This is a genomic window from Kribbella sp. NBC_01245, from assembly GCF_036226525.1.
Classification (GTDB): Bacteria; Actinomycetota; Actinomycetes; order Propionibacteriales; family Kribbellaceae; genus Kribbella.
Genome location: NZ_CP108487.1, coordinates 2,695,894 through 2,708,217, shown reverse-complemented (window position 1 = coordinate 2,708,217; position 12,324 = coordinate 2,695,894). Strand labels below are relative to the sequence as shown.

Sequence of the window (12,324 nt, the reverse complement as noted above, 5' to 3'; positions counted from 1 at the left end):
GTGGAATTCCGGCTCCTGGGGACGGTCGAGGTCTGGGCCGACGGAACGCGGGTGCAGTTCTCCCGACGACAAGAGCGACTTCTCCTTGCCCTACTACTCCTACGCCCAGGCCAACTGGTTCCAACCGAGGACTTGATCGAAAGCTTCTGGCCAACAGCACCTCCGGCCAAAGCCCGCCAAACCCTTCAGGTGTACGCATCCCGCCTGCGAGCCGCCCTGGCGTCGTACGTCGATGAACCGCCCGCGCTGATCAGTACGGCCGACGGCTACCTCCTGAAGGTCGATCGAGCCGATACGGACGCGGGCCGATTCACTGCCCTGGTAGAAGAAGCCGGCCGCACAGACGACCTGGAACGCCGTACGGCCCTCCTGACCGAGGCACTGGCCTTGTGGCGAGGAGAACCTCTCAAAGACGTAGCGCCGATGGAACTCCGCAGACAAGTCTGTGCCGGGCTACAGGAGACCAGACGGGCCGCGGTCGCAGCACGTGTCGACGCCGGACTCGGTCTCGGGAAGCACGAAGAACTGGTCGACGAGGTCACCGCACTGACAGCCGATGACCCAGGCGATGAGCGGCTGGCCCGGAGCGCGATGCTCGCGTTGTACCGTTGCGGGCGACGCGACGAGGCCCTCAAGGTGTACGACGTCTGCGCGGCCGAGTTGGCCGAGTCGCTCGGGCTCGACCCGGGCCGCGCGCTCACGGACCTCCGGGACGCGATCGAGCGAGACGACGTTGGGCCTGACCCCAAAAACCCAGCGACACCAAGGGAACTACCAGCGGACATCACCGTGCTGGCCGGCCGGGACGAACTCATCGCCGACCTCGTGAGCACACTGAAAGAGCCCGTCAAGAAAATGGTCTGCCTGTACGGCGGCGCGGGCATGGGGAAGTCCGCGCTGGCGGCCCGGCTCGGGCACCTGGTCGCGTCGGCGTACCCCGATGGTCAGTTGTTCGCCCGCCTGCAGACACCCGACGGCGAACGGGTACCGCCGCGGCTGACGGCGGGCCGGATGCTGCGTTCGCTGGGCATTCCGGCGCCGGCCGTTCCCGAAGACGAGGCCGAGCGGATCGACCTGCTCCGTACGACATTGGCCGATCGGGCTGTGCTGGTGGTGCTGGACGACGCGATGGACGCCGACCAGGTCCAGGCGCTCCGGCCGGATGGCGCTCGCTGCGGTGTCGTCATCACCTCGCGGCGCCGCCTGCCCGGCCTCACCGAGGTCGAGCAGCACGAGCTCGGCGCGCTGGACGAGTCGCGGGGGAGGCGTCTGCTGGCGGAGCTGACCGGTGCGGCCGAGGTGGATGACGTCTACGAGCGGATCGTCCGGTACTGCGCAGGCGTACCGCTCGCCCTGCGGATCGTCGGCCTGCAACTGGCTTTCGCCGGAGGTGCCGGGGCTGACCGATTGGCCGCGGCCCTCGCGGATGACGCGCGCCGGCTGGACTCGCTGGTGGCGGGTGACCTGGCCGTCCGGACCAGCCTCGATATCGCGTTCGGCGCCCTCGACCCGGAAGCCCGCACGCTCTTCGCCCGGCTGTCGCTGTTGCACGTCGACGAGTTCTCGCCCTGGGTCGCGGCGCCACTGCTGGCCTGCGACGAGGCGTCGGCCGAGCGCGCGATCGAACGTCTCGCCGAGTTCGGCATGCTGCAGGTACGGCGGATCCAGCCGCGGCGATTCGGCATGCACGGGTTGTCCCGGGCCTACGCGGCTGAGCAGAACACCGATACCCAGGCCGAACGGCGCTACCTGGAGGCCTTGCTGCGGCTGACCACGAGAGCCGACGAAGACCTCTCCCACAGCATGCGCCCGGCCGAGGGCCTGACCGCTCCGCCGGGCGATGCCTTGCCAAAGGCCGAGGCGGACGCCGTCGAACCAGGCTGGCTCGATCTCGAGACCCCTGCGATCGTCGTCGCCGTATCGCGGGCCGCCGCGTTGAACGAGCCCGAGCTGGCGGCGACGCTCGCGCTACGGCTCAACGGCCACCTCGCCGTACGGCATGACCGCGACGCCCGTCACGCCGTACTGCGAATCGCACGGGAGGCCATCGCAGGGCGGACGGATCTGGGTGAGCTGAGCGCGCGGGTGGAGCTGGCGATCGCCGGCGCGATGGCACAGGGCGACGCCTTCGCGGCGGAGTTGCGGGGACAGGCTGAACGGGCCGTCGAGGCGGCGCGCCGGGTCGATAATCCCCGGCTGCAGGTTTTGTCGCTCGCATATCTCGGGCATTACCTGCACTGGGCGGGTGACATCGACGCCGCGAGCCGGACGTATCAGGCCAGTTTGGACCTGCTGGAATCGCGGCCGGAATTAGCCGATTTACGGTCTGGAGAACTCACCAACATCGCCACCTTGCGGCGTGATCACGGTGACCTGAACGGCGCGATCGCGATGTACCGCGAGGCCGCCGGACTTGCGGAGGATGCACCCCGGCGGCAGGCCATCATCCTGCGCAATCTGGCCGAGGCGCTGGCACTGGCCGGCCTGGTCGACGAGATGGCCGAAGCCGTCGAGCGGGCCGATCGCCTCGTCACCGAACTGGGTGACGAACTGGGCAAGGCCCACATCCTCACGGCCCGGGCGCGACTCGTCCTGCTCCGTGGTGACACAGGGGATTGCCGCCGCCTGCTGGCTCAGGCAGAGGACATTCTCGAACGTCATCCCGATTTCAGCGGCACGCAGTGGATCACCCTTTACCGGGCCGAGTTGGAGCTCGCCGACGGCGATCCGCAACGGGCCCGCCAGGTCCTGCTCGACGGTATCGAACAAGCTGACGCAGAAGGCTTTCCGCTCGCCGCCTGGCGCTGCCGGCAAGCCCTGAACCAAATCGTTAAATAAGGGATCACTTTCGCATTACTGACCGTTTAGTGCCATTGACACCAAGTTGCACTTTATACGGAACGCGGGGGATTGATCGCTTAATGTGATGAAAAGCCGCCAATGTACCGGCGAGATACGCGTTCGGGTAACGATTTGTGCACTGCGACGACGCACTGCTGGTCTGACGTCACAGGCTTGGTGCAGGCTTCTGCCCGGTTGCGAGGTGCCTGTCAAGTGGTTTAGGCGAACCTGCAGCTATCTGCAAAGAGCTTGCCGATTGGGGATCTCGGCAAGCGCTGTCCTGACCCATGATCCAGCTGACGGAGTGCGCATGACCATTGGGGCACCTGACTCGAGCGTCGGAGCGGAGGAGACTCCGGCACCGATCGCCGAAGCCCGCCCGAAAGTCGTGGCGCACGGCAAGTCCCCGACCCGGATCGCCCTCGGCCGGCTGCGCAAGGACAAGGTCGCGGTCGTCTGCAGCGTGATCATCCTGTTCTTCATCCTGGTCGCCATCTTCGCGCCGGTGCTGGCCGCCATCGAGGGCCAGGACCCGTACACGAACCACACCGAGCTGATCAGCAGCTCCACCCTGCTGCCGGACTTCGCGGCGAACTCGGAACACTGGTTCGGCGTCGAGCCCCGCAGCGGCCGTGATCTGTTCGCCCGCTGGGTGTACGGCGCCCGTCCGTCGCTGATCGTCTCGTTCGTCGCGACCATCGTCGGTGGTGTCGTCGGCGTCACGATGGGCCTGCTGGCCGGCTTCCTCGGCGGCTGGGTCGACCGGGTGATCTCGTGGATCATCGACTTCCTGCTCAGCCTGCCGTTCCTGCTGTTCGCGATCGCGATGGTGCCGATCGTGGAGTCCTGGCGAGGTGGTTCGTTCAACCTCTCGCCGTCCGAGCAGGCCGATATCCGGTTCTACGTGCTGATCTTCGTGCTGGCCTTTTTCGGCTGGGCCGGGCTGGCGCGAATCGTTCGTGGTGAGGTGCTGTCGCTGCGCGAGCGCGAATTCGTGCTGGCCGCGAAGGCGATCGGCGTACCGACCCACCGGGTGCTGATCAAGGAACTGCTGCCGAACCTGGTCGCCCCGATCGTGATCTCGCTGTCGCTCGCCCTGCCGGCGTACGTCGCGGCGGAGGCGGGTCTGTCCTTCCTCGGTGTCGGGCTGGTCGAGCCGACTCCCTCGTGGGGCCAGACGATCGCGTCGGCGACCAACTACTTCCAGACTTTCCCGCTCTATCTGTGGATTCCAGTGGTGGGTATCACCATTCTCGTCCTGGCGCTCGCACTGCTCGGGGACGCCGTCCGCGACGCCTTCGACCCCAAGACCCGCCAGCGCTGAGCTGGTGTTTGCCTTCGTGGCAGAAAAGGAGAACCGACTAATGGCTTGGAAACGGATCACCGCCTTTGCGGCCGTCGCCGCCCTCGGCGTCGCGTCGTGCGGGAGCCCGTCTGGGAGTTCCGGTAACAACAGCGGCAACGAGATCAAGAACGATGCGCAGGCGCAGGTCGCCGACGCCGCGGCGAAGGGTCCGGCAAAGCCGGTCGATGGTGCCAAAAAGGGTGGCACCATGACGATTCTGTCCGATGTCACGCCGGGCACCATGGACCCGACGAACACGTACTACGTCGACGGCAGCGCGATTCAGAAGTTGTTCTTCCGCGCGCTCACCCAGTACGACATCCGCAACGGCGCGCCCGTGCTGGTGCCGGATCTCGCGGAGGACCTGGGCAAGGAGTCCGAGGACGGTCTGAGCTGGACCTTCAAGCTCAAGAAGGGCATCAAGTACCACGACGGTACCCCGGTCAAGGCCGAGGACTACGCGTACGCGATCAAGCGATCCTTCGCGCACGAGATCTTCAGCGACGGCCCGGCGTACCAGCTGGCGTACTTCAAGGACCACGACAAGTACAAGGGCCCGTACGCGGCCGGCGGCGACGCCTATGCCGGTGTCGAGACTCCCGATGACAGCACGCTGGTCATCAAGCTCGACAAGCCGTGGAAGGACCTTCCGTACTACGTGAGCTTCCCGCTGTTCACGCCGATCCCGAAGGCGAAGGACACCCGGCAGAACTACGAGAAGGCGCCGTTGGCGACCGGCCCGTACATGGTCAAGTCGTACGCGCCCGGCACCGAGCTCAAGCTGACGAAGAACCCGAACTGGGACCCGAACACCGACCCGGTCCGCCTGCAGAACGTGGACAACTGGGTCTTCAAGTTCGGCCTTGACCCGGTCAAGGTGCAGCGCCAGGTGATCGCGAGCTCCGGCCCGGACGCGAGCGCGCTCAACTACAGCAACCTCGACTCGACCCTGCTGCCGCTGATCACGGACCAGAACAAGGACCAGCTGGTCAAGGGCGCGGGCAACTGCCAGGTGTTCTGGACCATGGACAGCCGCAAGGTTCCGATCGAGGTTCGCCGGGCGATCGCGGCGGCGTACCCGTACAACGCACTCCGCAAGATCTCCGGTCACACCGACTTCGCCGACCCGCCCGCGTCGACGATCCTGCCCGCCGCTGTGCCCGGCTACGAGAAGTTCGAGATCCCCGGCCTGAACGGCAAGGGTGACGGCGACCCGGCCAAGGCCAAGGAGATGCTGAAGGCCGCCGGCAAGGAGGGCTTTGAGCTCAGCTGGTACTACTCCAACGACGACAACATCGCCACCCAGGTCAGCCAGGCCCGGGCCCAGGCGCTGGAGAAGGCCGGCTTCAAGACCAAGCCGATCGGTGTTCCGCAGGCCAACATCCGCAAGCTGACCGGCGACCAGAACGGTCCGGTCAACATGGGCAAGGCACCGGCCGGCTGGTGCTCCGACTGGCCGTCCCCGACCAGCTGGTTCTCGGTCCTGTTCAAGTCGCAGGCCATTGCCGAGGGCAACAGTGTCGGTCAGCTCGAGAACAAGGAACTGGACGCCGAGATCGACCGCGTCGAGGCGATGGACCCGGCCGAGGCGCTGAAGAACAAGGAGTGGAGCAAGCTCGACCGGAAGATCCTGGAGGAGTACCTCCCGGCGCTGCCGATCCGGACTTCCAACGTCGCCTTCGTGGTCGGCAAGAACATCGGCAACCCGGAGGTCGACACCGCCTTCGGTATGCCGCACTTCGTCCGGATGTTCCTGAAGCAGCCGTAACGGCTCGGTCCATCTGACAAAGTTCGATCGATCCGTGCCGGTGGCCGGGCAGTACGCCCGGTCGCCGGCACGGTCGGCCAAAGGAGTAATCGGTGTTGTATTTCGTCGCGCGGCGAGCGTTGAGCGCCGTCACCGTCGTCCTGGCCACTCTGGTCGCGACGTTCGTGTTGTTCTTCGTCGCCCCGACCGACCCGGCCGCGGCGATCTGTGGTGAGCGTCAGTGCACCGCGGACCGGTACCAGGACATCCAGCGCAGCCTGGGCCTGGACAAGCCGAAGGTGCAGCAGTTCGCCGGGTACATGGGCGGTCTGGTCGCCGGACGCGACTTCGAGTCGCAGGGCGCCATCCGTGAGTGCAAGGCGCCGTGCCTCGGCTACTCCTTCAAGTTCGACCAGTCCGTGCTCGAGATCATCAAGAGCCGCTTCCCGGTGACGGTGTCGTTGGCCCTCGGTGGCGCGGCCGTCTTCCTGGTCTTCGGGGTCACGATCGGCTCGATGGCGGCCAAACGCCGTGGCACCACCGGCGACCGGATGCTGATGTCGTCGACCCTGGTGATGAGCTCGATCCCGTACTACATCGTCGCGCTGATGATCTCGCTCTACCTCACCATCTACTACGCCATCCTGCCGCGTGGTGCCTGGGTCTCACCGCTGGAAAGTCCCGGCGGCTGGCTGGTCGGCATGATCACGCCCTGGCTGGTGCTGGGCATCTACAACTCCACCTCCTACAGCCGGTTCTCCCGTGGCTCCATGGTCGAGACGCTGAGCGAGGACTACATCCGGACGGCCCGCGCGAAGGGTCTGTCCGATCGCAAGGTGACCTACAAGCACGCGCTCCGCTCGGCGCTGATCCCGGTCGTCACGATCTTCGGTCTGGATATGGCCGGTCTGCTCGGCGGCACCATCTTCACCGAGTACATCTTCGATATGCCCGGCATGGGCAAACTCGCTCTCGACAGCCTGAAGAACTTCGACCTGCCCGTGATCATGGGCGTCGTCCTGGTCGGCTCGGTGCTGCTGGTGTTCATGAACTTCCTGGTCGATGTGCTCTACAGCGTGCTCGACCCGAGAGTGAGGCTGTGATGAGCGAAACCATGAGCACACCCAGCACCACACCCACCACCGTGCATCGCGAGAAGCGCAGCACAGCACTCACGCCGTCCGGCGAAGAGGCATTCCTGATCGTCGAAGACCTGACCGTCCAGTTCCCGACCGCTGATGGTCTGGTGAACGCGGTGAACGGCCTCAGCTACGCCGTACCGCTCGGGCGGACGCTGGCGATCGTCGGTGAGTCCGGTTCGGGCAAATCCGTGTCGAGTATGGCCGTGATGGGCCTGCACGACATGCGCCGTACCAAGATGACCGGGTCGATCCGCCTCGGTGGTACCGAGATCGTCGGCCTGCCGGAGCGGGACCTGCAGAAGGTGCGTGGTGAGACGGCCGCGATGGTCTTCCAGGACCCGCAGTCGTCGCTGCATCCGTTGTACACCGTCGGCGCGCAGATCACCGAGGCGTACCGGGTGCACCACAAGGTCTCCAAGGACGTCGCGAAGAAGCGCGCGATCGAGATGCTCGACCTGGTCGGCATCCCCAACCCGCAGCGCCGTTTCAAGCAGTACCCGCACGAGTTCTCCGGCGGTATGCGGCAGCGCGCGATGATCGCGATGTCGCTGGTCAACGACCCGAAACTGCTGATCGCGGACGAGCCGACCACCGCGCTCGACGTGACCGTGCAGGCGCAGATCCTGGACCTGCTGAACAACCTGCAGAAGGAGTTCGGCTCGGCCATCGTGATGATCACGCACGACCTCGGCGTCGTGGCCGAGATGGCCGACGACGTACTGGTGATGTACGCCGGTCGCTGTGTCGAGTACGGAACGGCCGAGGACGTGCTCGCCCGGCCGCGGATGCCGTACACGTGGGGCCTGCTGGAGTCGATCCCGGTCGTCTCGGCCGAGAGCGAGCGCCTGCGCCCGATCAAGGGGTTGCCGCCGAGCCTGCTGAACCTGCCGTCCGGCTGCTCGTTCAACCCGCGCTGTCCCTACCCCGAGCGGGTCAAGGGTGAGCGCTGTTTCACCGACCTGCCCGACCTGCTGCCCGTCGACGGTGCCGGTACGCATACGTCCCGGTGCCACCTACCCGACAAGGCCTCGATCTACGAGGCCGAGGTCGAGCCGAGACTGGGCTGAGGAGAACGATGACGAACACAGTGCCGTTGCTCGAGGTCAAGGACCTCAAGATGCACTTCCCGATCAAGGAGACCGCGGGGCTGGCCCGGCACCGCAAGGTGGTCCAGGCCGTCGATGGCGTCAGCTTCGACCTCGAGGCCGGCGGCAGTCTCGGCCTGGTCGGCGAATCCGGGTGTGGCAAGTCGACCACCGGCCGGATGATCACGCGGTTGCTCACGCCGACCGCGGGCTCGATCAACTTCAAGGGCACGGATATCGCCCAGCTGAAGGAGAAGCAGCTCCGCCCGTTCCGGCGCGAACTGCAGATCGTGTTCCAGGACCCGTACAGCTCGCTCAACCCGCGGCAGACGGTCAGCAACATCATCTCGACGCCGTTGCGCGTGCACAATCTGGTGAAGAAGGGCCAGGAGCTCGAGCGGGTCCAGGAACTACTGGAGCGCGTCGGTCTCAACCCCGAGCACCACAACCGCTACCCGAGCGAGTTCTCCGGCGGTCAGCGCCAGCGCATCGGTATCGCCCGGGCGCTCGCGGTCGAACCGCAGGTGATCATCGCCGACGAGCCGGTCAGCGCGCTGGACGTGTCGATCCAGGCCCAGGTGATGAACCTGATGGACGACCTGCGTAAGGATCTCGGCATCGCCTTCGTCTTCATCGCGCACGACCTCGGCGTGGTCCGGCACTTCTGTGATCGGGTCGCGGTGATGTATCTCGGCAAGATCGTCGAGATCGGCACCAAGGACGAGATCTACGGCGCGCCGCAGCACCCGTACACGCAGGCGTTGTTGTCGGCGGCACCTGATCTGGGTGTCATCCGCGGTACGCCGCCGAAGGAGCGGATCCGGCTGGTCGGCGATGTGCCGAGCCCGATCGATCCGCCGAGTGGGTGCCGCTTCCGCACTCGCTGCTGGAAGGCCCAGGACATTTGCGCCTCTGAGGAGCCGTTGCTGATCCGGCCGACCAAGGCGGGCGAAGGTCATCTCGCCGCGTGCCACTTCGCGGAGCCGCGCGAGCACCTGATCGCCGAGACTGCTTAGGTTATTGCCCTACCGCCGCTGATCGGCGGCGGTAGGGATCTTGCGGGGACTCGGGAATCCCATTACGTTTCGTGACCATGCATGTTCCGTCAGCACGCAATCGTGTCCTGTCCACACTTATCGCAGGTATCGCGCTCTTTTCTTTGACCGCCGGGTCGGCGATCGCCCGGCCCGCTTCGGTTCAGCCGAAGTCTCAGCCCCAGGCCTCGTCGCAGTCGTCGACTGAGTGCTCGGAGACGTTCCACCTGGGTGATCGCCGGTTCGGTCCGGAGACCCTGCCGACGCGCGGAATCGTCGCCGCCGGGCTGTTCGGGTACCGCCGTACCGGCTCGTTGTCGCCCCAGCAGTTCCTCGACAAGTACTGGGACCCGGCCGCCGCCTGGTGGAAGTACCCGCCGCTCGACGGCTATCTGCTGGATCCCCAGGGCAAGCCGATCATCGTGCCGTCGAAGCTCCGTCCCGGCCAGCTGGTCGATCGTTACGGCAGCGAGTTCGGCCAGTTCCTGGCACCCCTCGGTACGTCGTACTCGGCTCGGGCGATCCCGCCGCAGAGTCTGGTCAGTACGCCGGCCGGGTTCTGCAACTACCGCGGCTACAAGGTGCTGAAGACGTTCACCGTCGATTCCGGTCCGATCGCGCCTTGGTTCGAGCAGACCGGGTACGGCTGGCAGTACGTGCTGAAGAGCGCCCACGTCCCTGGCGCGCCGTCGCCGCTGACGGTCAAGTGGTTGCTGGAGAACGGCTACCTGCAGCGCGTCATCGGCCCGCCGCAAACCTTCGCCGAGTCGATCCTCCCGCCCCTCGACCGCGCCCCGGTCTCCTAACTCCCTGACCTCGGACCGGCTCTGTCCAGCACGCTCGCGAGGATCGTGCTGGACAGAGTGCGGGCGGTCAGCCGACAATCCACGAATGACCTCCGTGCGGTTGCAGACGACCCGGCCCTCGGATGCCGAGCGCGATCGGGCCGTCCAGGTATTGCGCGAGGGCGCTGGTAGTGGGCGCATCTCGCACGACACGTTCGTACGACGTCTGCACTTCGTCTTGCGCGCGAAGAGCCGAGGCGAACTGGCCGACGCGACCCGCGACCTCCCCGGCGGCGAAGGCCGTGTGCGGGAATTGCTGCGCCGGATCGCCAGGCGCCTCCCGCGCGTGACGGTCACGCCGTACCGCCCGATGCCGGTCGTGCCGAGCCTGGTGCTACCCGGCCCGGACGCCGTCCCGGTCCGCATCGGCCGGGGCTATGCCGCCAACTTCCGCCTCGCGGACGACTCGGTTTCGCGTTGCCACGCCGAGCTGAAGCTGACGGGGGAGACCTGGGTCCTGGCCGACGTCGGTTCCATGAACGGCACCTTCGTCAACGGCCAGCGCATCACCAGCCCGGTCGAAGTCCGCCCCGGCGACCACGTCCGCTTCGGCGGCGTCGACTTCCAACTCCACTGGACCAGCCCGTCAGCCACCACCACCCTCACCCGCTGACCCGCCTGCGCCCCACTTTGCGTTGATTCGCCCACGTCCCCTTGCTGCGTTGATTGGTCTGTATCCGCTCGCCCCTTCCCTACTGCGGACGTTTGGTCGCCTACGTGGGCGGGCGGATTCGGACGAATCAACGCTAAAGGCCGGCCCGGTATGGACGTTTGGGCCGGGGTATTCGGGGGCAGACGGGTGAAGTTTGACCGGGTTCGGCGCTTGCCGGACGCTGCCGCGCGACCTTTCCCTGCGTGGCGGTCCGCCAACTCGCCGAGTCGTGGCCTTTCGCGGTCGGCAAGGCCTTTCCTGCCGCCCCAATCCACGACTCGACGCCACTGCGAAGGCCCGCGCCCATCTTCCCGAGCGGACATGACTGGAGACGGAGCGCGGACGTATTACTCGGGCGAAGGGGATGAGTGGGGGCCGTGGCGGAGTTCTTCGCGGTGGGCGGCGTAGTGGATTGACTCGTAGGCGATCAACGCTATGAGGATGGCGACCAGTACGCCGAGTTGGCCCAGGGCGGGCACCTTCGCCACCAGCGGGATGGCTGCGATGACTAGAGCGGTAGCGGCCAATCGGCTTACGCCCACCTGGTGCGCCGTACGCCACTTGAAGCCGACGTGCCCGAGTAGGTAGATCGCGACGCCCAGGAAGAGGCTGTAGAGCCCGATGCCCTTCAGGGGATCCGAGAGCTCGTGGTGCTCGGTGTCGCCGACGTACTCCAGGACCTTCTTCAACCCCAATGCCAGCAGTACGACGCCCGCGATCATCGGGAAGTGCAGGAACGTATACGCATCCCGCGCGAGCTTCGGCCGGGTCTCCTCCGGCTCGTTCACCAAAGCGTGCTCGCCGGAGATGGCTGTGGCGTCGAAGTAGATCCACCACAATGCCGCCGAGGCCGCCAGCCCGAGCACGGACGCGATCACGATCGGCCAGGAGATCGGCAGGTCGGTGACCCCGACGCCGATCGCGACGATCGATTCGCCGAGGGCGATGATGACGATCAGGCCGTGCCGTTCGGCGAAATGCCTCGCGGAATTGAAGCGCCAGCCGCGCGCGTCGATTAGGAAGGTGCCGCCATAGTCGGCCAGCAGCGCCGCGCCCCAGAGCAGGGTCTGCGTCCGCCCGTGGAATTGCGAGGCGGCCAGCAGCAACGCCGTACCGGCGAGCATGGAAGGCGCGAACCTCAGCAACGTACGACGCAGTACGGCGTCCCCGTCGGCGATGAGCCAGAAGAGCACGAGGTGCAACGCCCGGAAGATGAAGTAGGCGACCGCGATCACGACCGGTCCGGACAGACCGCCCGGCAGGTCGTGGAACGCCTCCGGAATGGCCAGCGCGATCCCGAACATCGCAGCCATCGCCGCGAGCATCACCAGCCGCAGCGATCCCTCGTCGGCCTTGACCAGGTTGCACAACCAGGAATAGCCGATCCAGCTCCACCAGAGCAGCCCGATGATCAGGATGCCCCGGATCATGCCGTGCGCGGTCAGGTCGTGCGCCATCAACGCGGTGACCTGGGTGATGGCGAAGACGAAGACCAGGTCGAAGAACAACTCGAGGGTGGTCACCGGCTGATCGGTGCTGGTGGCCTGCACGCGAATCGGCGGCTTGTGCTCTGTCATGGGCCTTATTTTGCACAAGAGCACAGGTCGCGGCCACCGCAAAGGCCCCGGGTACG

The 12,324-nt window shown here is 66.3% G+C and carries 9 protein-coding genes; 8 read left to right on the top strand and 1 reads right to left on the bottom strand.

Annotated features, from left to right (window positions below; translation table 11 throughout):
- The 8 genes from OG394_RS11875 (at nucleotide 1) to OG394_RS11840 (ending at nucleotide 10,652) form a co-directional block, all read left to right on the top strand.
- Entirely contained in the window at nucleotides 1-2,838 is a 2,838-nt protein-coding gene (locus OG394_RS11875; RefSeq protein WP_328995262.1) for an AfsR/SARP family transcriptional regulator, read from the top strand.
- Nucleotides 2,839-3,151: 313 nt separating this feature from the next.
- Nucleotides 3,152-4,165 (top strand): ABC transporter permease, encoded by a 1,014-nt coding sequence (locus OG394_RS11870; protein WP_328995261.1) that lies wholly within the window; start codon nucleotides 3,152-3,154, stop codon nucleotides 4,163-4,165.
- Nucleotides 4,166-4,205: 40 nt separating this feature from the next.
- Nucleotides 4,206-5,954, top strand: a complete 1,749-nt coding sequence (locus OG394_RS11865; protein WP_328995260.1) for an ABC transporter substrate-binding protein — start codon at nucleotides 4,206-4,208, stop codon at nucleotides 5,952-5,954.
- A gap of 92 nt (nucleotides 5,955-6,046) precedes the next feature.
- A complete protein-coding gene (locus OG394_RS11860) occupies nucleotides 6,047-7,036 on the top strand; it encodes an ABC transporter permease (RefSeq protein ID WP_328995259.1) in 990 nt (329 codons plus the stop codon).
- An 11-nt stretch (nucleotides 7,037-7,047) separates the two neighbouring features.
- Nucleotides 7,048-8,142: an ABC transporter ATP-binding protein gene (locus OG394_RS11855; RefSeq protein ID WP_328995257.1), complete on the top strand. Its 1,095-nt coding sequence runs from the start codon at nucleotides 7,048-7,050 to the stop codon at nucleotides 8,140-8,142.
- 8 nt (nucleotides 8,143-8,150) lie between these two features.
- A complete protein-coding gene (locus OG394_RS11850) occupies nucleotides 8,151-9,176 on the top strand; it encodes an ABC transporter ATP-binding protein (protein WP_328995256.1) in 1,026 nt (341 codons plus the stop codon).
- Between the two features lie 143 nt (nucleotides 9,177-9,319).
- The gene (locus tag OG394_RS11845) at nucleotides 9,320-10,000 is read left to right on the top strand and encodes a TNT domain-containing protein (RefSeq protein WP_328995255.1); all 681 of its coding nucleotides are present in this window, start codon (nucleotides 9,320-9,322) and stop codon (nucleotides 9,998-10,000) included.
- A gap of 85 nt (nucleotides 10,001-10,085) precedes the next feature.
- Complete coding sequence (locus OG394_RS11840) at nucleotides 10,086-10,652, top strand: DUF1707 and FHA domain-containing protein (protein ID WP_328995254.1); 567 nt, start codon at nucleotides 10,086-10,088, stop codon at nucleotides 10,650-10,652.
- Nucleotides 10,653-11,038: 386 nt separating this feature from the next.
- Here OG394_RS11840 and OG394_RS11835 read toward each other — a convergent pair whose 3' ends face one another.
- The gene (locus OG394_RS11835) at nucleotides 11,039-12,268 is read right to left on the bottom strand and encodes a low temperature requirement protein A (protein WP_328995253.1); all 1,230 of its coding nucleotides are present in this window, start codon (nucleotides 12,266-12,268) and stop codon (nucleotides 11,039-11,041) included.
- Between the last annotated feature and the right edge of the window lie 56 nt (nucleotides 12,269-12,324).